20 protein-coding genes, 2 tRNA genes and 3 rRNA genes are annotated in these 21,943 nt (G+C 40.2%); 7 read left to right on the plus strand and 18 right to left on the minus strand.

The window, feature by feature from the left end; genetic code table 11:
- Positions 1 to 82: 82 nt before the first annotated feature.
- From G5B98_RS05185 to G5B98_RS05215, 7 genes are all read right to left on the minus strand, one after another.
- Entirely contained in the window at positions 83 to 652 is a 570-nt protein-coding gene (locus G5B98_RS05185; RefSeq protein ID WP_196086246.1) for a ComF family protein, read from the minus strand.
- Complete coding sequence (locus G5B98_RS05190; protein ID WP_085657242.1) at positions 652 to 1,209, minus strand: YajG family lipoprotein; 558 nt, start codon at positions 1,207 to 1,209, stop codon at positions 652 to 654. The genes G5B98_RS05185 and G5B98_RS05190 overlap by 1 nt, the downstream gene beginning before the upstream one ends.
- Positions 1,210 to 1,220: 11 nt before the next feature.
- Positions 1,221 to 1,943: a hypothetical protein gene (locus G5B98_RS05195; protein WP_107697641.1), complete on the minus strand. Its 723-nt coding sequence runs from the start codon at positions 1,941 to 1,943 to the stop codon at positions 1,221 to 1,223.
- Positions 1,937 to 2,167, minus strand: coding sequence for a 2-hydroxymuconate tautomerase family protein (locus G5B98_RS05200; RefSeq protein ID WP_151227830.1), 231 nt, complete (start codon positions 2,165 to 2,167; stop codon positions 1,937 to 1,939). The genes G5B98_RS05195 and G5B98_RS05200 overlap by 7 nt, the downstream gene beginning before the upstream one ends.
- A 202-nt stretch (positions 2,168 to 2,369) precedes the next feature.
- Positions 2,370 to 4,160, minus strand: a complete 1,791-nt coding sequence (gene lepA, locus G5B98_RS05205) for a translation elongation factor 4 (RefSeq protein ID WP_084041104.1) — start codon at positions 4,158 to 4,160, stop codon at positions 2,370 to 2,372.
- Positions 4,161 to 4,278: 118 nt separating this feature from the next.
- Positions 4,279 to 5,199, minus strand: coding sequence for a cation diffusion facilitator family transporter (locus G5B98_RS05210; RefSeq protein WP_196086247.1), 921 nt, complete (start codon positions 5,197 to 5,199; stop codon positions 4,279 to 4,281).
- Positions 5,177 to 6,061, minus strand: coding sequence for an ABC transporter six-transmembrane domain-containing protein (locus tag G5B98_RS05215; RefSeq protein ID WP_196086248.1), 885 nt, complete (start codon positions 6,059 to 6,061; stop codon positions 5,177 to 5,179). The genes G5B98_RS05210 and G5B98_RS05215 overlap by 23 nt, the downstream gene beginning before the upstream one ends.
- 161 nt (positions 6,062 to 6,222) lie before the next feature.
- Here G5B98_RS05215 and G5B98_RS05220 point away from each other — a divergent pair, with 161 nt between their 5' ends.
- From G5B98_RS05220 to G5B98_RS05230, 3 genes are all read left to right on the plus strand, one after another.
- Positions 6,223 to 6,597 (plus strand): cupin domain-containing protein, encoded by a 375-nt coding sequence (locus G5B98_RS05220; protein ID WP_103572310.1) that lies wholly within the window; start codon positions 6,223 to 6,225, stop codon positions 6,595 to 6,597.
- 36 nt (positions 6,598 to 6,633) lie between these two features.
- Positions 6,634 to 7,140, plus strand: coding sequence for an NAD(P)-dependent oxidoreductase (locus G5B98_RS05225; RefSeq protein WP_346265384.1), 507 nt, complete (start codon positions 6,634 to 6,636; stop codon positions 7,138 to 7,140).
- Between the two features lie 115 nt (positions 7,141 to 7,255).
- Positions 7,256 to 7,672: an Rrf2 family transcriptional regulator gene (locus G5B98_RS05230; RefSeq protein WP_196086249.1), complete on the plus strand. Its 417-nt coding sequence runs from the start codon at positions 7,256 to 7,258 to the stop codon at positions 7,670 to 7,672.
- Positions 7,673 to 7,818: 146 nt separating this feature from the next.
- Here G5B98_RS05230 and G5B98_RS09640 read toward each other — a convergent pair whose 3' ends face one another.
- The 11 genes from G5B98_RS09640 to G5B98_RS05285 all read right to left on the minus strand — a co-directional run bounded on the left by G5B98_RS09640 (position 7,819) and on the right by G5B98_RS05285 (position 18,626).
- Complete coding sequence (locus G5B98_RS09640; RefSeq protein WP_084110099.1) at positions 7,819 to 8,262, minus strand: ComEA family DNA-binding protein; 444 nt, start codon at positions 8,260 to 8,262, stop codon at positions 7,819 to 7,821.
- A gap of 220 nt (positions 8,263 to 8,482) precedes the next feature.
- Positions 8,483 to 8,601 (minus strand): 5S ribosomal RNA (gene rrf / locus G5B98_RS05240).
- 133 nt (positions 8,602 to 8,734) lie between these two features.
- Positions 8,735 to 11,638, minus strand: a 23S ribosomal RNA gene (locus G5B98_RS05245).
- Positions 11,639 to 11,964: 326 nt separating this feature from the next.
- A tRNA-Ala gene (locus G5B98_RS05250) sits at positions 11,965 to 12,040 on the minus strand.
- A 12-nt stretch (positions 12,041 to 12,052) separates the two neighbouring features.
- Positions 12,053 to 12,129: transfer RNA gene (locus tag G5B98_RS05255), tRNA-Ile, on the minus strand.
- A gap of 94 nt (positions 12,130 to 12,223) precedes the next feature.
- Positions 12,224 to 13,734 (minus strand): 16S ribosomal RNA (locus tag G5B98_RS05260).
- The 16S, 23S and 5S rRNA genes sit together here with 2 tRNA genes alongside, the layout of an rRNA operon.
- A 264-nt stretch (positions 13,735 to 13,998) precedes the next feature.
- Positions 13,999 to 15,339 (minus strand): DUF945 family protein, encoded by a 1,341-nt coding sequence (locus G5B98_RS05265; RefSeq protein WP_196086250.1) that lies wholly within the window; start codon positions 15,337 to 15,339, stop codon positions 13,999 to 14,001.
- Entirely contained in the window at positions 15,336 to 15,902 is a 567-nt protein-coding gene (locus G5B98_RS05270; protein ID WP_021091280.1) for a DedA family protein, read from the minus strand. The genes G5B98_RS05265 and G5B98_RS05270 overlap by 4 nt, the downstream gene beginning before the upstream one ends.
- The gene (locus tag G5B98_RS05275; protein WP_054196777.1) at positions 15,902 to 16,498 is read right to left on the minus strand and encodes a lipid-binding SYLF domain-containing protein; all 597 of its coding nucleotides are present in this window, start codon (positions 16,496 to 16,498) and stop codon (positions 15,902 to 15,904) included. The genes G5B98_RS05270 and G5B98_RS05275 overlap by 1 nt, the downstream gene beginning before the upstream one ends.
- A gap of 9 nt (positions 16,499 to 16,507) precedes the next feature.
- Entirely contained in the window at positions 16,508 to 18,061 is a 1,554-nt protein-coding gene (rny, locus tag G5B98_RS05280) for a ribonuclease Y (RefSeq protein WP_194168137.1), read from the minus strand.
- Positions 17,994 to 18,626, minus strand: coding sequence for a 5-formyltetrahydrofolate cyclo-ligase (locus G5B98_RS05285; RefSeq protein ID WP_196086251.1), 633 nt, complete (start codon positions 18,624 to 18,626; stop codon positions 17,994 to 17,996). The genes rny and G5B98_RS05285 overlap by 68 nt, the downstream gene beginning before the upstream one ends.
- Positions 18,627 to 18,675: 49 nt before the next feature.
- On the opposite strand from G5B98_RS05285, the gene G5B98_RS05290 reads away from it, so the two are divergent.
- From G5B98_RS05290 to radA, 4 genes are read left to right on the plus strand one after another with little or no spacing between them, the layout of a single operon-like run.
- The gene (locus G5B98_RS05290; protein WP_196086252.1) at positions 18,676 to 19,308 is read left to right on the plus strand and encodes a TlpA family protein disulfide reductase; all 633 of its coding nucleotides are present in this window, start codon (positions 18,676 to 18,678) and stop codon (positions 19,306 to 19,308) included.
- Positions 19,308 to 20,174: a signal recognition particle-docking protein FtsY gene (ftsY, locus tag G5B98_RS05295; protein ID WP_196086253.1), complete on the plus strand. Its 867-nt coding sequence runs from the start codon at positions 19,308 to 19,310 to the stop codon at positions 20,172 to 20,174. Before G5B98_RS05290 ends, ftsY begins: the two co-directional genes overlap by 1 nt.
- The gene (locus tag G5B98_RS05300; RefSeq protein ID WP_084042200.1) at positions 20,167 to 20,529 is read left to right on the plus strand and encodes a VanZ family protein; all 363 of its coding nucleotides are present in this window, start codon (positions 20,167 to 20,169) and stop codon (positions 20,527 to 20,529) included. Before ftsY ends, G5B98_RS05300 begins: the two co-directional genes overlap by 8 nt.
- Positions 20,504 to 21,844 carry a DNA repair protein RadA gene (gene radA / locus G5B98_RS05305; protein WP_107698563.1) on the plus strand — a complete coding sequence of 447 codons (1,341 nt, stop codon included), beginning with the start codon at positions 20,504 to 20,506 and terminating at the stop codon, positions 21,842 to 21,844. Before G5B98_RS05300 ends, radA begins: the two co-directional genes overlap by 26 nt.
- The last annotated feature ends 99 nt before the right edge of the window (positions 21,845 to 21,943 follow it).

Below are 21,943 nucleotides of genomic sequence, written 5' to 3' on the forward strand. Positions count from 1 at the left end.
CATGCTCTTACTGCTAACGAAATAGATCACTGCTGGAACTATGTAAATTTCTGCCCAAAGAAACTTGAGAAAAAATTAAAATTTAATGTTTAGCGTCAGCCAAAACTAGAGCAAAAAGTACTTTTACGCCAGCTTTTTCTAGAGTGTTTTTAGCCTCAAGTATCGTTGTGCCAGTGGTTACGATGTCATCTACTAAAATAACTGGCGCAGTGATCTTTTTTAGGATTTTAAAATTTCTTGGGTTATTTTGTCTAAATTGCAAATCCTTACCACTATAGCTGATCTTGCTGGTTGCATGCAGTGCGTGAAATATGGGCTTTAGATTTTTAGCCCTTAGCGCATTTGCCAAAATAGCCGTGTGCGAATAGCCGTGATGCACTCTATCATCTATCGGCAGAGCATAGACTTTCTCCGGTAAGCTAAAGCTTTTAGCAAATTTATTAAATGCAAATTTAGCTAAGTTTTTATATATAAAATATCCGTGCATTTGGTGCTTGGAGTGGATGAGTTCTTTTATTTCAGAGTAGCCGTAAAAGCTATAAATTTTAAAGCCCTCTAGTTCTCTTACTATCGGGCTTTGCTCGCTTAAAATTTGTGAGCAAATTTTACAAAATGTATTTAGCGTAAAACTCTTGCAAAACGCACAAAACATTAGCTATTTAAAATAGCAATTGCTGTGCGTTTGATGGCATCATTTATGATCTCAGTTAAAAATGATTTAAATGCTCCACCTGTGCGAATCAACTCAAATTTGGTTTGATTATTTGAAATATTTTTAACGATACTTTGATCGCCTTTTTGGATCTTAAGCGTGATCTTAATATTACCTTTTGTATTATCAGTGCCGTATCCGCTCATATTTGCTTCAAATTCGTTGATAAAAATTTCAACTACAACGCCACCCATGCCATTTACATTTGCACCGCGCGCCATAAGCTCTTTTTTGAGCGAATCACTAAAATAAGTAGCAAGATCGTTTTGAAGCACGACATATTCTTTTACTGTGCCTTTGCTATCAGTGATCGTAGCAATAGTACTTTTGTTTTTACGGTTATCATGCACTGCGCTTATATAGGCCTCAAAGCCGCTATTTTGTTGGCTTGAAGCAGCCTTATATGGATCAAATGCGACAACACTTTGACTTGGCGCACAACCAGTTAAAAATAAAACAAAAAGTCCAAAAATAGCTAAAAATTTAAATTTATTCATCGTTTTTCCTTTTAAAGTTTAGTGATCTCATCGGCTACTTTTATCGCGGCTTGTTTAACTAAAAGTGCGATAAAAAAGTCAAACTGACCAGACTCTGACGCTTCTAACTTCTCCACATGGTGCCTAGTCGAGATAGGTAACGTTTTTTTGAAATTTATATTTGAAAGAATAAGAAGCCCATTTAGATGTCCATTTAAAATTTCTGAACTTCCCGAATAGCTTCCTCTAAGTTCGTCAAATCTAAAATCAAGCCTGTACGTATAAGGTGATGTTTGAGTATCGACAACAACGATTCCACGAGAATTTAACTCACGCTGCAAAAACATGTAAAAAAGTACTTCAAGGCGTGGGTTTGAGTTAAAAACTGCAGTATTTCCTTCAACACCTGTGTAATATATAGATCTAGCACTACTTCTAGCATCGACGATCCTGTGGAAATAAACCTTTTTTAATCCAACATTAGTATCGATCATATTTTTTTCCAAGCAGCAATTTATTGCTACATCACTTTTGTATTTAACACCATTTATAAAAAGACCATCGCCCCTGCCTTTGCAAGCACTGCAGTCAGCTGGGATCCTCATAACCTCTTCAAAATACATCTTATCTTCGCTGTTTATGCTCGCACTTTGTACACCATCTATTCCTTCACACGATAGACAAAGGCTAGCTTTAGCCACGCAACCAGTTAGAAAGATAGCTACAAAAACTGCTAGTAATGTCGTTCTTAGCATTTTACTTCCTTTTGCTCTTTTTGTTTTTTGCGGAGATTTTTCACACTCTCGCCTGCGATGCCGTAGTTATTCATATCGATCTCATCGATAATGACAACGGTATTTTGAGCGCTTCTACCTAAAATTTCGCTTATTAGCTTTGTAACTCCGCTTATCATCTTCTCTTTTTGCTCCACGCTTGGGCTATCACCCTCTTTTGTCACGCAAATTTTCACAAATGGCATAGTGCTCCTTTTTGTAAATTTAGTATTTAAAATTTAATCAAAAACAAAAACCAAAAGCGGACGTATCACCGCCTAGCAATAAGGCGAGATATTTTGTGATGATTTTGAAAGCTGTTACGTGAAATTTTGATGCAGATAGAACATGCGGTTCATCAAGCCAAAATTTCACTAACTCTTTCAAAAGGGCACAAAAGATAAGCCTCTAGTCTATTTTTAAGACGGACAAGAACGCCTCTTGCGGCAAATTCACCTTTCCTATCGCCTTCATGCGTTTCTTACCCTCTTTTTGCTTTTCAAGCAACTTTCTCTTACGTGTAATATCGCCACCATAGCACTTGGCTGTGACGTTTTTACCCATTGATTTCACGGTTTCGCGAGCGATTATTTTATTGCCGATGCTAGCTTGTATCGCTACTTCAAAGAGCTGACGAGGCACGATCTCTTTCATTGCTTTTACAAAGTCCCTGCCCTTTGTCTGCGCCTTGCTCTCAGGCACGATGATAGAGAGTGCATCGACCGTTTCACCAGCCACTTTGACATCAAGCTTTACTAGATCGCCCACGCGGTAGTCACTAGGCTCATAATCAAAGCTCGCGTAGCCTTTGGTGCTTGATTTTAGCTTGTCGTAAAAGTCCATCACGATCTCGTTCATCGGTATGTCATACTCAAGCAAAACACGATCAGTCGTGATGTAGTCCATCTTTGTTTGTATGCCACGGCGGTTGTTTAAAAGCGTGATGATATTGCCCAAAAACTCACTTGGTGTGATGATGGTAGCCTTCACGTATGGCTCAAGGATCGAGTCTATTTTATTGACTGGTGGCAGCTGGCTTGGGTTTTGGATTTTTAAATTTAGTCCATCAGTTTGGATGACTTCATAAGTCACAGTTGGCGCTGTGGCGATGAGATCAAGGTCAAACTCACGCTCCAGCCTCTCTTTGACGACCTCCATGTGAAGAAGACCTAAAAAGCCAACCCTAAAGCCAAACCCAAGCGCGACCGAGGTCTCTGGCTCGTAACTTATCGAGCTGTCATTTAGCTTTAGCTTATCAAGTGCGTCACGCAAATCTTCAAATTTATCAGTTTCGATCGGATAAAGTCCAGCAAAAACAAACGGCTTAGCCCTCTCAAAGCCACCTACTGGCTCTTTTAATGGATTTCTAGCCTGCGTAATCGTATCGCCCACCTGGACGTCACTAACATTTTTAAGTCCGAGTACAACGATGCCTACTTCGCCAGCAGAAAGACTCTTTGTCTTTATAGGAGCGATAGGATTTGGATACATGAGATCGAGCACGATGTGCTTTTTGCCTGTTCCCATGACTAAAATTTCATCATTTTTTGAGATAGTACCGTCGTATACACGTACAAGAGCAAGTGCGCCAAGATAGTTGTCAAACCAGCTATCATAAATAAGTGCCTTTGTGGGCTTGTTTGCATCACCATTTGGCGCAGGGATCCTCGTGATAATCGCTTCAAGCAGCTCTTTTATGCCGATGCCGCTTTTTGCGCTCACCTCAATCGCTCCAGAGCAGTCAAGACCGATGATATGCTCGATCTCGTCCTTTACTCTAGCAGGATCAGCCGCAGGTAGGTCGATCTTATTGATGACTGGGATGATCTCTAGGTTATTTTCAAGTGCGATATAGACGTTTGCAATGGTTTGTGCCTCCACTCCCTGGCTAGCATCCACGACTAGCAGTGCGCCCTCACAACTAGCCAAAGAGCGGCTCACCTCGTAGCTAAAGTCGACGTGACCCGGAGTGTCTATCAAATTTAGAACAAAATTTTCGCCATTTAGTGCGTAGTTTAGGCGCACAGACTGGGCTTTTATCGTGATGCCACGCTCTTTTTCGATATCCATTGTATCCATGATCTGACTGCTCATCTCACGGTCACTGACGGCGCCACACTCCTGTATGAGGCGGTCAGCAAGCGTGCTTTTGCCGTGGTCGATATGAGCGATGATGCTAAAATTTCTGATGTTTTTCATATAAGCTTTACTTTTTACTAAATTTTGGGCTTTATTTTGCCTAAAGTTGATTTAAATGCCAATAAATATATTTTTATCATAAGCCCGCCAATAGAACTTGGCTCTATTCTCAAAAATCTTAATGACAATGTCCAAAGTGCTCATGTCCTTCATCGTCATTTAGCTCACAGATGAGACCAGCTTTGTGCCCAAGGCTCTCGCTCTCAAACTGAAGCGTGACATGGCCGATGCCTGCGTGAGAAAGCTCGTGTTCGATGCGCTTTATCATCTTTGAAATTTCAGCCACGCTTAAAGCATCATCCACCACCACGTGGGCTATGAGCGCGTTTGTGCCAGCATTTATCGCCCATATATGCAGGTCATGCACGATTTTAACGCCATCTACGCCCTTTATAACGCCTAAAATTTCATCCGTATCAAGCTTAAGCGGCACGGCTTCGATCAGGATATTAAAGCTATCTTTTAGCAAGCTAGCGCCACTTTTTATGATGAGTAGCGAAACAAAGATGCTTGCGATGCTATCGGCCTGCGTGAAGTTAAATTTCATCACAAGAAGCGCCGCGACGATGGCGCCAACTGAGCCAAGCGTGTCGCCAAGCACGTGCAAATAAGCACCTTTCATATTTAAATTTTCTTTTGTATCAGCGCTTTTATGCATATAAACAGCCACGACTAAATTTACCATAAGCCCCAAAATACTAACAACAAGCATCGTCTCAGCTTTGATCTCCGGCTCGCTAAAAAGTCTGATGATAGCTTCGACTACGACAAAGACGGCGAGTGCAATAAGGGCCAGCGCATTTATGAAAGCGGCAATGATCTCGACCCTTTTGTAGCCAAAGGTCTTTTGCAAATTTGCCCTTTTTTCTGCGATCTTAAAAGCAACCAGCGACAAAAAGAGAGCCGCAGCATCTGAGAGCATGTGAAATGCGTCGCTAATGAGTGCAAGCGAGTTTGAAACGAAGCCAAAAACGGCCTCAACTATCATAAACGTGAAAATTAGAAAAAATGAATTTCTAAGAACGCTCTTGTTGTGCATCTTTGTCCTTCTTTTGGGCGTCGATCCTCTTACCTATATCTTTTAAATTTGAAAATTCCTCGATGAGCTTTGGCGAGTCGTCAAGACTGATGACGAAATTCCATATATAGGTCATCACAGAGTAGATGTGGCCGGCATTTGTCTGCTGCGAGCTTAGCACTATTATCGCCACCAAAAAGAGCAGCGAAGCGCTAATACCGATGATAAAATAGCTCATTGCCTCCCTATTTGAGATCGCTATACGAAATTTAGAAACGACATCGTAGTGCCTATTTAGCGTGCTTTTGTTAAAAACACCTATCACCTTTGCCTCTTTTTCTAGGCGGTCATTTAAGCGAAGATAAAGGTCGTCATTTTTCTTGATATATCTTGGCAAAAATATAAGAAAAAAGATCATCACGGCAAAGCACGCCACAGCGACCTTTGGCTCGACAAAGATGAGCATAAACGCTGAGCCAATGATCGAAATAACCGATGTAAAAAACATAGGAAAATGCGTCTCAAAGAAATTTACAAACTCTCGCGAGAGCGCTACTCTGGCGATGATAGCGGAATCATCTTTGGCATTTTGTTTTTCATTCATGATGACGTTTACAGCAAGCTTTGCGTAGATATTTGCAAAAACTTGCGTATCCACGCGGCGTCTAACGGCTCCTACAAGCCACGCTATGAGCACAAAAAATGCATAAACGATGGCATTTGACGTGTTTCCTTGCATGATTGCGTTGATCGCAAAGCCCGCAAATATTGGGTATGCCAGAAAAAGTCCGTTCTCTGCTAGCACCAAAGCAAAGGTCAAAATGAGCTTTTTGTTGTGCTCGGTCGCTATGCTCTTTAGCGTCTTAAAGACGTTATTTTGCAAATTTTAACTCCAAGTTATCATAAATCTTTCGTAAATTTTAGCCTAAATTTGCAAATTTTGATAAATTTTTGTTGTAACTCTTGACATTACAACAAAAAAGTATTATACTTCGCTCATCAGTTATAATAAAAAAGATTACAACAAAAAATAAGGAGAACAAAATGAAAAATTATCAGGTTGCAAAGATCGCAAATGCGCCAAGAGTCGAGCTAAAAGAGGCTTTAAATTTAACTGGCTGTGAAGTATCTATAAACGAGCTTCCAGCAAATGTGAGCGTGCCATTTGTCCATGCGCACAAGCAAAACGAGGAGCTTTACATCATCACTGATGGCGATGGCGAGCTCTTCATCGATGGCGAAGTAATAAAAGTAAGCAAAGGCGACGCGGTGCGCATAGATCCAGATGGCAAAAGGTGCTTTAAAGCTGGCAAAAACGGCATCAAAATGATCTGCATCCAGACAAAACGCGGTAGCCTAGAGCAATACACAATGAGCGACGGCGTGATAGTTGATGACGTAAAACCAAGCTGGCTCTAAAGAAATAAAGAGTATAAAAATACGAGTGTAAAGGTTATTTACAAAGATATTTTCGAGCTTACAAAGGCTGATCTAGCAGGCTTTGATGCTGTTATCAGTGCATTTGCAGCATGGAGTGAAGAAACCTTCCCACTTCACAAAAAAGTGGCCGCTCACCTTATAAATTTACTAGAAGGCGCTAGCACAAGGCTTATCGTAGTTGGCGGCGCTGGTACGTTATTTGTTGATGACAAGGGCACAATGGTGATGGATACGCCAGACTTTCCGGCTGCATATATGGGCGTGGCAAAAGCGACTACGGAGTCTTATTTTGAGCTAAAAGGTAGGAGCGATTTGCTTTGGACATACGTAAGCCCAGCAGGCGACTACGACGCAAATGGTGCTCGTACTGGTAAATACGTGCTTGGTGGAGATAACCTCATCTTAAACTCAAAAAATGAGAGCTATATAAGTTATGCAGACCTTGTGCTTGCGATCATAGACGAGCTAAAAAACAAAAATTTTATACAAAAACGCTTCACAGCAGTTGGCGAGCGAGCATGAAATTATAGATTTGACATAGCTGGTACAAAAAGCTAGCTTGTCAAATCTAAACTAAAAAATAAACTTCTTTTAGTAAAAATTTAAAGTATAATCAGAAAAAATTTCAAGGACGATCATGCAAATAGGGATTAAGTTTTCAACCGCGATCCATGTAGTTTTAGCAGCTTGTTTTTTCAAAGACGAGAAAGTTACGAGCGAATTTATAGCAGGTAGTATAAATACAAATCCAGTCATAGTTAGGCGCCTGCTTTGCACTCTAAAGGCTGCAGGGCTCGTAAATGTCGCAGCCGGAGTTGGTGGTGTGAGTCTTGCGAAAGAGCCAAAAGATCTAACCCTCCTTCAAATTTTTAACGCAGTAAATGATAAAGAAAAACTTTTCAAGATCCACTCTGACTCACCTAAAGCCTGCCCACTTGGTAGCAAGATCGAGGGACTCTTAACTGGTCACTTCCTAAAAGCACAAGAAGCTTTAGAGGATAGTTTAAGAAACATTACTTTACAAGATCTATTGGATGAACTTATTAATCTATAAAAATTTAAAAAGTTGACAAACTAAGTTATAGAATTTAAAAAGTAGGCAAATATATAAAAACCAATCTATTTTTTATTAGGAACGCTATGCGCTCCTAACTATTTTTATATACTTTATGTAAGAATTTTTATAAATTTCTAGATTTATTACTCTTTGCTCTTCTCTTTTTTAGCTTTACTCTTTTTCTCTGCTTTATCTTTTAGCTTTTCTTTCTTATCTTTGACTTCTTTTGCACTATCTTTAGCACTATCTTTTTTCTCTTTTACTTCATCACTCTTTTTACTTGCTTTTTCTTTTATCTCATCTTTTTTAGATTTTATTTTAGATTTTGTGTCATCTATCTTTGTAGTGCCTGATACTGATATATCTGATTTTAAATTTTCAAATGTCTTATCGCCTATACCATTTACATTTTTTATATCTTCTATTGAGTTAAATTTATTCGCTTTTCTATACTCTATTATTGCATCTGCCTTTGAAGAACCTATACCATCTAAACTCATTAACTCTTCTTTTGTGGCGGTGTTTAAATTTATGGCTGCTAGTAATGTAGAAGCTGCTGCTAATAGTGAGAATATAATCTTTTTCATTTTTTGTCCTTTTTGGGTAAATTTGGGTTTGGAGTCTATCATATTTGGTGTTTTTAGTCAACACTTGTATAAAAGCATAAACTAAAAGATATTTATAAACATAGAGATAAAAAGTCTAATTATTTAAAAATATAAATAAATTTTAGATTTGATATTTTGTTATAAATTAAAAAAATATTAAAAGAAGATTGTTTAGATAAAGAAGATTAAAAATTAACAAAGCCCGCAACGACCTACTTTTCCAACATCCCAGTAAGGGAGAGTATCATCAGCCAGGACGAGCTTAGCTTCTTGGTTCGAGATGGAGCAAGGCGTTTCCTCGTCTGTATAGTCACGGGCAGTGTTAAATAAAAAATATATCAGATAAATCTCTTATTTAACACTACTTGATAAAGTTAAAAGTCATAAACAAAGTCTTATAAAAACATATCTTATTAAGTTTTTATCCTTAACAAGGAAGTGATGCTTATTAAAAGATAAGCAGACGAGCTATTAGTACTGGTCAGCTAAAGGACTTTCATCCATTACACACCCAGCCTATCAAACACATAGTCTATATGAGCTCTTAAAAGAAGATTCATCTTGGAGTTGGCTTCCTGCTTAGATGCTTTCAGCAGTTATCACATCCCAACATAGCTACCGAGCGGTGCCCTTGGCAGAACAACTCGTACACCAGTGGTTGGTTCGACCCGGTCCTCTCGTACTAGGGTCAACTCTCCTCAATCTTCTTGCGCCCACGGCAGATAGGGACCGAACTGTCTCACGACGTTCTGAACCCAGCTCGCGTACCGCTTTAAATGGCGAACAGCCATACCCTTGGGACCTGCTCCAGCCCCAGGATGCGATGAGCCGACATCGAGGTGCCAAACCTCCCCGTCGATGTGAGCTCTTGGGGGAGATCAGCCTGTTATCCCCGGGGTACCTTTTATCCTTTGAGCGATGGCCCTTCCACACAGAACCACCGGATCACTAAGACCGACTTTCGTCTCTGCTTGACGTGTATGTCTCGCAGTTAAGCTGGCTTATGCCTTTATACTCTACGAACGATTTCCAACCGTTCTGAGCCAACCTTTGTAAGCCTCCGTTACATTTTGGGAGGCGACCGCCCCAGTCAAACTACCCACCAGACATTGTCCTACTTGAGGATAACTCAAGCTAGTTAGCTATCAGAATAAAAAAGAGTGGTATCTCAACAATGGCTCACCATAAACTGGCGTCTATGGATCAAAGCCTCCCACCTATCCTGCACATTTTTATCCCAATAGCAGTGTCAAGCTGTAGTAAAGGTCCACGGGGTCTTTCCGTCTTGCCGCGGGTAGGAGGAATTTTCACCTCCACTACAATTTCACTGGATCCCTCTTCGAGACAGCTCCCATCTCGTTACGCCATTCATGCAGGTCGATATTTAATCGACAAGGAATTTCGCTACCTTAGGACCGTTATAGTTACGGCCGCCGTTTACTCGGGCTTCGATCAAACGCTTCGCAGAGCTAACGTCATCAATTAACCTTCGAGCACCGGGCAGGCGTCACACCCTATACATCCTCTTACGAGTTAGCAGAGTGCTGTGTTTTTGGTAAACAGTCGGGAGGGACTCTTTGTTGTAACCTTCAATGCTTACGGAGTAAATCCTTCACAAAGTTAGGCACACCTTATACCGAAGATACGGTGCTATTTTGCAGAGTTCCTTGAAGAGAGTTCTTCCACGCGCCTTAGAATACTCATCCCACCCACCTGTGTCGGTTTACGGTACGGGCAACTATAACTAAACTTAGAAACTTTTCTTGGCTCGACAGTATCAGCAATTCGCTATCCATTCCGAAGAACTTCAAACGCCTGTGGGGTCTCGGCTTAAAAAGATCCGGATTTGCCTGGATCTTAACCTACACCTTTCGACTAGCACTACCATCCGCTAGCTTGCTTAACTCTAAGCGTCCTTCCATCGCACATTATAGTTGGCATTGGAATATTAACCAATTTTCCATCGCATACCCCTTTCGGACTTTGCTTAGGACCCGGCTAACCCTACGATGACGAGCATCGCGTAGGAAACCTTGGGTTTACGGCGTTGGGGATTCTCACCCCAATTATCGCTACTCATGCCTGCATGCTCACTTGTATTCACTCCAGCACTCCTTACCGGTATACCTTCAACGCAAATACAACGCTCTCCTACCACTTAGTAAAACTAAGTCTAAAGCTTCGGTACTCATTTTAGCCCCGTTATATTTTCCGCGCAGAATCACTAGACCAGTGAGCTATTACGCTTTCTTTAAAGGATGGCTGCTTCTAAGCCAACCTCCTGGTTGTTTAAGTAACTCCACATCGTTTTCCACTTAAATGAGATTTAGGGACCTTAGCTGTTAGTCTGGGTTGTTCCCCTCTCGACGACGGATTTTATCACTCGCCGCCTGACTGCCATGATTACACACTAGGTATTCGGAGTTTGATAGGGTTTGGTACATTGGTGTATGCCCTAGCCCATTCAGTGCTCTACCCCCTAGTGTTACTACATGACGCTATACCTAAATATATTTCGGAGAGAACCAGCTATCACGATGTTTGATTGGCCTTTCACCCCTATCCACAAGTCATCCCATAGCTTTTCAACGCTAGCGGGTTCGGTCCTCCACCGGCTCTTACACCGGTTTCAACCTGCTCATGGATAGATCACATCGTTTCGGGTCTGCAACGTCTGACTAAACGCCCTATTAAGACTCGCTTTCGCTACGGCTCCGGGTTTCCTTAACCTCGCCAGACATCACAACTCGCAGGCTCATTATGCAAAAGGCAGTCCATCACCCTGATAAATCATAGGGCTCTGAATGATTGTAAGCAAATGGTTTCAGGTTCTATTTCACTCTGATCACCTCAGTTCTTTTCACCTTTCCCTCACGGTACTTGTGCACTATCGGTCTAGTAGTAGTATTTAGGGTTGGATAGTGGTCTACCCAGCTTCAGACAGAATATCACGTGTTCCGCCCTACTCAGGATACTGCTAAGTAAAACAAAGCTTTCATATACGGGAGTATCACCCTCTACGCTCAACCTTTCCAGGTTATTCTATTAGCTAAGTTTAGTCTATATTGCAGTCCTACAACCCCGTTAGTAAACTAACGGTTTGCCCTCTTACGCGTTCGCTCGCCGCTACTAGCGTAATCTCTTTTGATTTCTTTTCCTGAGGGTACTAAGATGTTTCAATTCCCCTCGTTCGCTCCATATTAGGTAGTTAAGCTCGCGCTTAACTGGGTTGCCCCATTCAGAAATTCCCGGATCAAAGCCCCTTGACGGCTCCCCGAGACTTATCGCAGCCTGGCACGTCTTTCATCGCCTCTACTAGCCAAGGCATCCACCACTTGCTCTTTGTAGCTTACCTTTTCTATATTAGATTATTCTAATTCGCATCACTTCCTTGTTAAAGATAACTTTATGTTACTGTATTTAAATTCTAGCTCTCAAGACGGAAAGCATTGACTACTATTTAGATAAGTTTTAAATCCTAAATAGATTGTGATGTCAAACTTTTGCATTAAATGCAAAGAGAATAGAAATTTAAATCTTTAACAAGTCCTGTAAAATTGTTTTTAAAACTTGCTTGTGACTATTAACAATATTAATTAAAAGAACATTTAGACAAAAGTCTAATTAGAAAGTTTAATTTTTAAGCTCTCTAATTAGACTTAATATAGTTAAACTATTTTATGGTGGAGAATAGCGGGATCGAACCGCTGACCTCCTGCGTGCAAAGCAGGCGCTCTCCCAGCTGAGCTAATTCCCCAATTAAATTCTCTGGTGGGCCTAACAAGACTTGAACTTGTGACCTCACCCTTATCAGGGGTGCACTCTAACCAGCTGAGCTATAGGCCCCTATAGGTCTATCAATCTTTCAAAACTAAACAAGGATGATTGAGAATATCTTTCTTATAGATATCTTGTGAGAGAATATCTATATGTACTCTAGAAAGGAGGTGATCCAACCGCAGGTTCTCCTACGGTTACCTTGTTACGACTTCACCCCAGTCGCTGATTCCACTGTGGACGGTAACTAATTTAGTATTCCGGCTTCGAGTGAAATCAACTCCCATGGTGTGACGGGCGGTGAGTACAAGACCCGGGAACGTATTCACCGTAGCATGGCTGATCTACGATTACTAGCGATTCCGGCTTCATGGAGTCGAGTTGCAGACTCCAATCCGAACTGGGACATATTTTATAGATTTGCTCCATCTCGCGATATTGCTTCTCATTGTATATGCCATTGTAGCACGTGTGTCGCCCCGGACATAAGGGCCATGATGACTTGACGTCGTCCACACCTTCCTCCTCCTTACGAAGGCAGTCTCATTAGAGTGCTCAGCCGAACTGTTAGCAACTAATGACGTGGGTTGCGCTCGTTGCGGGACTTAACCCAACATCTCACGACACGAGCTGACGACAGCCGTGCAGCACCTGTCTTAACATTTCTGCAAGCAGACACTCTTCTATCTCTAGATGATTTGTTAGATATCAAGTCCGGGTAAGGTTCTTCGCGTATCTTCGAATTAAACCACATGCTCCACCGCTTGTGCGGGTCCCCGTCTATTCCTTTGAGTTTTAATCTTGCGACCGTACTCCCCAGGCGGTATACTTAATCCGTTAGGTGCATTACTGCCAAGACTAGCTTAGCAACAACTAGTATACATCGTTTAGGGCGTGGACTACCAGGGTATCTAATCCTGTTTGCTCCCCACGCTTTCACGCATTAGCGTCAGTTGAGTTCCAGCAGATCGCCTTCGCAATGGGTATTCCTGGTGATCTCTACGGATTTTACCCCTACACCACCAATTCCATCTGCCTCTCCCTCACTCTAGATTACCAGTTTCCCAAGCAGTTCTATGGTTAAGCCATAGGATTTCACAAGAGACTTGATAATCCGCCTACGCGTCCTTTACGCCCAGTGATTCCGAGTAACGCTTGCACCCTCCGTATTACCGCGGCTGCTGGCACGGAGTTAGCCGGTGCTTATTCGTTAGGTACCGTCATTGTTCTTCCCTAACAAAAGGAGTTTACGCTCCGAAAAGTGTCATCCTCCACGCGGCGTTGCTGCTTCAGGGTTTCCCCCATTGAGCAATATTCCCTACTGCTGCCTCCCGTAGGAGTCTGGACCGTGTCTCAGTTCCAGTGTGACTGATCATCCTCTCAGACCAGTTATGCGTCATAGCCTTGGTGAGCCATTACCTCACCAACTAGCTGATACAATATAGCCTCATCCTACACCGAAAAACTTTCCCTATCTAACTTATGTAAGACAGGAGTATAGAGTATTAGCAGCCGTTTCCAACTGTTGTCCTCTAGTGTAGGGCAGATTAGCTATACATTACTCACCCGTGCGCCACTAACTCATAAGAGCAAGCTCTTACTTGTCCGTTCGACTTGCATGTATTAGGCACGCCGCCAGCGTTCACTCTGAGCCAGGATCAAACTCTCCATATTATTACCTAGCAAAATTTATTTGATAGGATTTTATTATGAAGTTTTTAATCAAAAAAACTTTTAGTTTTATTTATTAGTTTGTCTAATCTATTATAATTATAAAATAATAGACTGGCTCAATCGATCACTTGTTTAGATTTCAAAGATTGACTAATAGTTTAACAATTGTAAGTTAAAAGAACTTTCTGCTCTGCGTTTTGCAAAACAGAAAGTGAAGTATATAGGAGTGATGCTTAAATACAGATAAAAATCAGGCTATTTTTTTTAAAAACCCATAAAGAAATTTTGAAGTCCAACTTTTCCATTAAATATAATATCTTTTTTGTTTGGATCATATTTAAATTCGCTTATTACTTTTTTGTCCTCTTCTTTAAAATATCCAGCAGATATCAAAGTAGGCTCAACAAAAGCTACTTCTGGCACTAATGTATCAAAAAAATTCGCCAGACTTTCATCGACACTTATTTTTCCGCTAAGGGATAATTTATCAAAAATTTCTGACTGATTTGTTCCCTTTTTAAAGCCATTTACTGCTGCATCCAAATTTAGCTTTAAAGTCTTATCTCCTTTTTTAAAGCTTAATGTATCTATTTTTATACTTGGATTCTTTTCTAAGATTTGATCTATTGTCTCATCAAAATTTAATCCAGCTAAAACATTATAATTTTCTTCATTATTTAAATTATTAAGCTTTTCTAATACATTATTTAATGCAGGTACATTAATATTTGCGATTTTGCTATCAAAGACAAAATCTGTATATTTTACTTTATCAACTGCTACTATACCTATTTTTATAACATCGTCTGATCTTCCAAGATCATTTGAGATTTCAAATTTTGAGTCATACTTAAAATCATCTATCAAAATATTACTTATATCATTAGAAGCGAAAGACACCCTTTTAAATTTAACTTTTGCCAAATAAGGTACAAGCTGGCTTTCTAAAATTTTTGAAATCTTAACTGACTCTTTATAACTTGAGTCAATATAAAATCCTTCGATATTTAGATCAACTTTGTTGTATTCACTAACATCTTTCAAAGCGATCTTGTCCGCTTCAATCTTTAAGCTGTTTATACTATCTTTTGAATCAAGCGTCATACCAATCTTTATATCTTTTGTATTAAATGCAGTTTTTTGCTTATCATTAAATTCAATATTGCTAAATTTAATATCCACATCTTTATCGCCAGTTAAACTAACTTTTGTTTTAGTTGTTGCAATGACATTTGAACCCATAAATGTTGCGATAATGTTTTTAATCATATCGTTTTGAATAGAAATTTTTGAGTCTATTTCAAAGCCATCTATAAAAGCAAGCGCTGTATGAGAAATTTCATTTTCTACTTTAAAAACCAAATCCTCATTTACATTTTTACCAAATATATTTTCCAAAAGATCTTTTGAAACACTAAAATCAAATGATCCTTTTGAGCCAAAAAAACCTTTTTTGTAATTGTTATTAGAAATTTTAAAGCCCTTAATATTATTTAGATCATTCACTATCCTTTGATAGTTTTTCTCCACCTCATTTGAAGCAAAATAAACCGCTCCAATGGCTACCACGATAACTACGATTAAAGCAGATATCACCTTTTTCATGCTTTTCTCCTTTTTGTAATATGTTGTAAAAAAAACCAAATTCCAAGCAACAAACAAACCATAGCAAGAGGCATAATATATCCATGCTCGCCAAGATAGTCGCTTGCACCTACAAAATAATCACCCGCTTTAAAGCTGGCAAATCCGATAATGACCGCCCAAAGCACTGACGAGATCAAATTTATAATGCTAAATTTATAAAATGAATATTTCGTAAGTCCAAGCGCGATAGGAACCAAAGTTTTGACGCCGTAGATAAATTTTTTGATGAATATTATCTTATCGCCGTGTTTTTTGGCCAAAATTCCTGCATAAGCAAGCTTTCTTTTATGATTTTTGATATAAGGCATAAGTGAGTTTTTATTAAATCTTGCGACATAAAAAATTAGCGTGTCGCCAATTGTATTTGCTACAGCAGCGACAATTATACTAAGAGTGATATCCATCTTGCCGGCAAAACTTAAAATTCCAGCGGCGATTAATGCAACCATACCGCCACCAAGGCTATAAAAAAACAATACAATATAGCCGTATGTTGAAACTGAGTTTATGATATCTTGCATTAATCTCCTAAAAGTTTAGATGCGGAGGCTATTAGCTGTTCATAGGCATAGCCACTTTGCTTTAAAATTTCTTCTCTTGCACTGATGACTGCTCCACCAAAGCTAGCTCCCGCAAAGAAACCATCATTTGCGGCATATGCGTAAATATCACTTGAAAATTTAAAATCGCTTACTTTACTGTAATTGCGTCCAATGTCACCAAAAGCTACTGAAAGCTTTGTATCAAGCGTGATCTTGGCATCTTTAATATCGTGGATAATGCTATCTTTAAATATAAAAAGTACAAGTGAACTATCTTCATAACCAAGCTGTATACCGATACTGCCGCCACTTATGCTAACTGGTAAAATTTCACTTGGCGAGTTAATGTTGCCAACAACCATGATGCCATCTCCGCCCATGCCACCAACTACAAAACCGACCTTTTTAACACTTGGAAAGATGATCGTCGCTTTTGACTGCTCGATTAGCTCTTTTATAGGAGCGTTTCTAGCGCCTCTCATAGTTGTTATAAACGAGTTTGCCGAATCTAGCACGAGCTCCTCGCTGGCAAAGCCAAGTGAGAAAAATAATAAAATTGAAAAAAGAAATTTCATATCTTGCCGTTATTTCGCAAAATCAACAGCGCGAGTCTCTCTGATGACGCTTACTTTTATCTCACCAGGATACTGCACCTTGCTCTCGATCTCTTGAGCTATCTCTTTTGCTACAAGCACTGCCTCATCATCGTTTATGAGTTTAGCATTTGCGATGACGCGGATTTCACGGCCAGCATTTATCGCATAAGCTTGCTTGATGCCATCTTTACTTTTTGCGATGTTCTCGATCTCTTCAACACGCTTTAAGAAGCTCTCAAGCACCTCACGCCTTGCACCTGGACGAGCCGCACTTAGTGCGTCAGCTGCGCAAACAGCCGCACTTTCTATACTTGTTGCCTCTTCGTGGCCGTGGTGAGCGTAGATAGCATTGATGACTACTGGATGCTCTTTGTATCGCTTACAAATTTCTGCTCCAAGATCAACGTGACTGCCCTCATACTCGTGAGTTAGTGCCTTGCCGATATCGTGAAGTATGCCAGCTCTTTTTGCAAGTTTCTCATCTCCGCCACACTCAGCTGCAATGATGCCAGCTAAATGTGCTACTTCAAGGCTGTGCGCAAGGGCATTTTGTCCGTAGCTTGCTCTAAATTTAAGCTTGCCTATTAGTTTTACGATCTCTGGATGAATTTTATTTAGACCAAGATCCATGACGATGTTTTCACCCTCTTCTTGTATGCTTTGCTCAAATTCTTCAGTCACTTTTTTGTGAAGGTCTTCTATCCTCGCAGGTTGGATTCTTCCATCCTCTACCAAAAGCTCGATCACTCTTGTTGCGATCGCACGTCTGTAAAGATTGAAGCTGCTTAGTATGATCGCGTGAGGTGTATCATCGATGATGATATCAACACCAAGCACCATTTCAAGGGTCTTGATGTTACGTCCCTCTTTGCCAATAATCCTACCTTTTAGCTCATCATTTTTGATATTTACGACATTTATCAGACGCTCAGCCGCAAATTCTCCAGCAAATCTTGACGTGGCCTGCGCCAAGATGTAATTAACTCTCTTTTTAGCCTCTCTTTTAGCCTCTTCTTCATATTTTCTGACGATATGAGCGATATCCGCACGAGACTTCTCCTCAACCTTTTTAAGTACGACCTCTTTTGCCTCTTCTTCCGTTAAGCCAGCAGCATGCTCAAGCACTCTTATCGCTTCTTCTACCTTGTTTTGATAAGTCGCTTTTAAATTTAAGCCCTCTTCGTAAGTTATCTTTGCGTCTTGCTTATCCTTTTCAAAAAGCTCTTTACTTTCGTTTAAAAGCTCTTGCTCATTTAGCAAAATTTTCTCTTTTTTGGCTAGTTCATCAAATTTACTTGCATACTCTTTTTGAAGCTTTGTCGTCTTGTCATCGTATTTTTTTTTAGCCTCAAATTCAGCCTCTTGTACTGAAATTTTAGAATTTTTAAGCGTTAGTTCAGCTTCGTATTCTATTGCTTTTGCTTTTGCTTTTGCTTGTTCTAAGAAGATGTTGTAGTTTGCATCATTTATCTTTTTAGCGTATAGATACCCTGCTCCAACGCCCGCCACACCGGCTCCTAAGCCTATTAAAACCTCTATCATTTATTCCTCTTTTTATATAATTTTTATTTGGGGTTATATAAAAGTCTGCTACCGCGTCTTGTGCATTTGAAAGCACATCTTTGGTGTAAAAGTCTTTTATCTCAAGAAAAACTATCTGTTTTGGCTTAATGGGCAAAGAGTAAAAAAATCTATCATAAAATCCTTTTCCATGCCCTATCCTAGCCATAGCCCCATCAACCCCAATCGCTGGAACTACTGCCATATCAAGTCTAACATTATCCATTTTTTTGCCAGATGGCTGTCTGACGTTAAATTTATAAGTTATAAATGGCAGTCGCAATCTTACCATCTTTAAGCTAAGACCTACCATAAAAGGGGCAAAAATTTCACATTTACGTGATAAATTTCGCCTTATTTTAAGCACATCGACTTCGTAGTTAAGTGGCAAATAAAACAATACTTTCTTAGAATTTGTAAAATTTATCAATTTCAAAAGCGTTTTCGTAGCTTTATAGTGCGAGCATTTGGCCTTAAATTTAGTAAGTTTCATTAAATTTGCTCTTGCATTTTTTCTAAATTCATTTTTTTCTAAATTAACGCTCATTTTATGCTCTTTCTTGTATAATCCTGAAATCTTATTCAAAAGGAAATTTATGACATTAAAACGAGCAATTATAACATCACTTTGCATTTTTGCATTTTTTGGATGCGGCGACGAGAACAAGCAAAAAAAAGAGCAAAATACAAGCGAACAAATGCAAAGCAAAATTTTAGATAAAAATGCTAGCAAAGATGAAAATTTAAGCAAAGACTCACTCACTCCAAAAATGAGTGAAAGTGCCCAAGACAGCGAGATAAAAGAGATAAATCTAAAGCTGCTAAATGGCACAACTATGCAGATTACAAAAAGAAGTAATGGCTTTGACGTAAAAGATGGTAAAAAAGCAACACTTTACGTATTTTTTGCCACTTGGTGCCCTCCTTGCAAGGCTGAGATCCCGCACTTAAACAACCTAAGCGAGAAATTTAAAAACGAACTAGATATCGTTGGTGTGCTACTTGAAGACAAAAGTGAAGATGAAGTAAAAGATTTTGCTCAAAAATATAAAATAAAATATGAAGTCGCGGTTGGCGAGGGAAATTTTTTATTTGAAAAAGCGATGGGTGGCATAAAAGGCTTGCCTGCGTCAGCACTTTTTAAAGCAAATGGTGACTACGTTCAAGGCTACATCGGTCTTGTGCCTGAAGAGATGCTTGAAAATGACATAAATAGGGCAACAAAATAATGCTTGACTTTCTAAAAAAAGGCCTTGAGAAGACTTTTGGAGCGATAAGCTCAGCGAAGAAGTCGAAAAAGATAGACAAAGAGAGCTTAGAAGAAATTTTACTTGAAGCTGACGTAGCCTATGAGATCGTGGAGGAGATTTTATACTACCTGCCGCCACAAGATGAAGTAAGTAGAGCTGATCTTAGGCGCGTTATGAGTAGCTATTTTATCTACGAAAAAGAGCGCATGATAGAGCCAGATAAGCCATTTGTCGATCTCATCCTTGGCGTAAATGGTGCTGGCAAGACGACTACGATCGCAAAGCTTGCAAATTTATATAAAAATAATGGCAAAAGCGTCATTTTGGGCGCTTGCGATACATTTAGAGCTGGGGCTATCGAGCAGCTGCGCCAGTGGTCGCTTAGGCTAAATGTGCCAATAGTCGCCACACAGCAAGGGCATGATCCTTCGGCTGTTGCTTACGATACGATCAGCTCAGCTCTTGCAAAAGGTATCGACCGAGTCATCCTTGACACAGCCGGCAGACTTCAAAACCAGACAAATTTAGCAAACGAGCTAGAAAAGATCGTTCGAATTAGCAAAAAAGCCTACGAAAAAGCGCCCCACCGCAAAATTTTGATTCTTGATGGCACGCAAGGTAACGCCGGAGTTGCACAAGCAAAAGCATTTAACGATATCGTCTCGCTTGATGGCGTCATCATCACAAAACTTGACGGCACCGCAAAGGGCGGAGCACTATTTGGTGTGGCAAGAGAGCTTGAACTACCTATATTTTATATAGGCGTTGGCGAAAGAATGGATGATATCATCAAATTTAACCCAGATGAGTTTTTAGACGAGCTGATGGACGCTATTTTTGAGTAGAGTAAAATTTCTTAGTAAAATTTGCTTTTTTATCGCTCTTTTGGCGATCGATTTTCTTGCGTTTACTCCAAAATCTCCTACTATCATCGAAAATTCGTGGGATAAAGCAAACCATTTTTTAGCTTTTTTCATCCTTTATACACTGCTCTATCTTGGCTATCATTTTAAAATTTTAAAAAATTTAGCCCTACTTTTAGCCTTTGGCGTGCAAATAGAGCTCGTTCAGGCATTTTTACCAAACAGGAGCTTTAGCCTGCTTGACATCGTGGCTGACATGATCGGAGCGGCCTTTGGAGTGATGATAATTGAAATTTTAAAAAGGATATATTATGGCAAAAGCAAAGCCAGTTTTTGAGTGTCAAGCGTGTGGTAATCAACAAGCAAAATGGCTGGGCAAATGCCCACAATGTGGGGCTTGGGATAGCTTTGTCGAGCTTAGCCAGCAAGAGATAAAGATAAGTAAAGAGATAGCAAAAAGCACTAGCGCACCTAGCAAAGCCATAAGCATAGACGAAGTTGAAATTCAAAATTTTACGAGATTTAGTACCAAAGATAGCGAGCTAGACCTTGTTCTTGGTGGTGGCGTAGTCGAGGGCTCGCTAGTTTTAATAGGTGGCAGTCCAGGCATCGGTAAATCAACCTTGCTTCTAAAAATCGGCTCAAATTTAGCAAAAGACGGTAAAAAAACGCTCTATGTAAGCGGCGAAGAGAGCCAAAGCCAGATAAAAATGAGAGCTGATAGGCTAAATGCGGTGGATAAAAATTTATACCTGCTAACTGAAATTTGCCTAGAAGATATCCTGCTAGAAGTGCAAAAGAGCGACTACAAGGTGCTTGTAATTGACTCCATACAAACACTTTATAGCCAAAATATAAGCTCCGCTCCAGGCTCGATCACGCAGGTTCGCGAGATCACATTTGAGCTGATGAGACTTGCAAAGAGTCAAAATATCTGCGTTTTCATCATCGGACACATAACTAAAGAGGGCTCGATCGCAGGGCCTAGAGTGCTTGAACACATGGTCGATGTGGTACTTTATTTCGAGGGCGATGCGAGCAGAGAGTTAAGAATTTTACGTGGGTTTAAAAACCGCTTTGGCTCGACAAGCGAAGTTGGCATCTTTGAGATGAGCCAGCACGGACTAGTGAGCGCAAACGAGGTATCTAGTAAATTTTTCACACGTGGTGGAGCGATGAGTGGCAGTGCGATCACCATCATAATGGAAGGCTCAAGGGCGCTTAGCATCGAAATTCAAGCACTCGTTTGCGAAAGTGCCTATCCAAAAAGAAGCTCGACTGGCTTTGAGAGAAACCGCCTAGATATGCTGCTAGCACTTCTTGAGCGAAAGCTAGAAATTCCACTTGGGCACTACGACGTCTTCATAAACGTTTCAGGTGGAGTTAAGATAAGCGAAACTGCGGCCGATCTAGCCGTCATTGCAGCGATAATCAGTAGCTTCAAAAACCGCCCTATTAGCAAGGATAGCGTATTCATCGGTGAGCTAAGTCTAAACGGCGAGATAAGAGAAATTTTCAACCTCGATCAGCGACTAAAAGAGGCAAAAACGCAGAAATTTAAAAATGCGATCATCCCAAACAAGCCGCTTGACACGCAGGGTCTAAAGTGCTTTTACGCCAAAGATATCACGCAAGTGCTTGAGTGGATGTAAATTTATCTTGCTAGCGACTTAATATCAATACTTTGCTGGCTAAACCATATTTTTTATCTTTTGCATAAGTCTTAGGATATCTATGCTTTTTTCTTTGAA

It is taken from the genome of Campylobacter concisus (assembly GCF_015679985.1).
In the GTDB taxonomy this organism is placed as follows: Bacteria; Campylobacterota; Campylobacteria; order Campylobacterales; family Campylobacteraceae; genus Campylobacter_A; species Campylobacter_A concisus_AC.

Bases quoted from the DNA above. Each gene is read 5' to 3' on its own strand.
- G5B98_RS05210 (WP_196086247.1), bottom strand. From the start codon at position 5,199: ATGCACAACAAGAGCGTTCTTAGAAATTCATTTTTTCTAATTTTCACG.
- G5B98_RS05265 (WP_196086250.1), bottom strand. From the start codon at position 15,339: ATGAAAAAGGTGATATCTGCTTTAATCGTAGTTATCGTGGTAGCCATT.
- G5B98_RS05290 (WP_196086252.1), top strand. From the start codon at position 18,676: ATGACATTAAAACGAGCAATTATAACATCACTTTGCATTTTTGCATTT.
- G5B98_RS05195 (WP_107697641.1), bottom strand. From the start codon at position 1,943: ATGCTAAGAACGACATTACTAGCAGTTTTTGTAGCTATCTTTCTAACT.
- G5B98_RS05285 (WP_196086251.1), bottom strand. From the start codon at position 18,626: ATGAGCGTTAATTTAGAAAAAAATGAATTTAGAAAAAATGCAAGAGCA.
- G5B98_RS05220 (WP_103572310.1), top strand. From the start codon at position 6,223: ATGAAAAATTATCAGGTTGCAAAGATCGCAAATGCGCCAAGAGTCGAG.
- rny (WP_194168137.1), bottom strand. From the start codon at position 18,061: ATGATAGAGGTTTTAATAGGCTTAGGAGCCGGTGTGGCGGGCGTTGGA.
- G5B98_RS05185 (WP_196086246.1), bottom strand. From the start codon at position 652: ATGTTTTGTGCGTTTTGCAAGAGTTTTACGCTAAATACATTTTGTAAA.
- G5B98_RS05270 (WP_021091280.1), bottom strand. From the start codon at position 15,902: ATGCAAGATATCATAAACTCAGTTTCAACATACGGCTATATTGTATTG.
- radA (WP_107698563.1), top strand. From the start codon at position 20,504: ATGGCAAAAGCAAAGCCAGTTTTTGAGTGTCAAGCGTGTGGTAATCAA.
- G5B98_RS09640 (WP_084110099.1), bottom strand. From the start codon at position 8,262: ATGAAAAAGATTATATTCTCACTATTAGCAGCAGCTTCTACATTACTA.
- G5B98_RS05190 (WP_085657242.1), bottom strand. From the start codon at position 1,209: ATGAATAAATTTAAATTTTTAGCTATTTTTGGACTTTTTGTTTTATTT.
- G5B98_RS05200 (WP_151227830.1), bottom strand. From the start codon at position 2,167: ATGCCATTTGTGAAAATTTGCGTGACAAAAGAGGGTGATAGCCCAAGC.
- G5B98_RS05275 (WP_054196777.1), bottom strand. From the start codon at position 16,498: ATGAAATTTCTTTTTTCAATTTTATTATTTTTCTCACTTGGCTTTGCC.
- G5B98_RS05230 (WP_196086249.1), top strand. From the start codon at position 7,256: ATGCAAATAGGGATTAAGTTTTCAACCGCGATCCATGTAGTTTTAGCA.
- ftsY (WP_196086253.1), top strand. From the start codon at position 19,308: ATGCTTGACTTTCTAAAAAAAGGCCTTGAGAAGACTTTTGGAGCGATA.
- lepA (WP_084041104.1), bottom strand. From the start codon at position 4,160: ATGAAAAACATCAGAAATTTTAGCATCATCGCTCATATCGACCACGGC.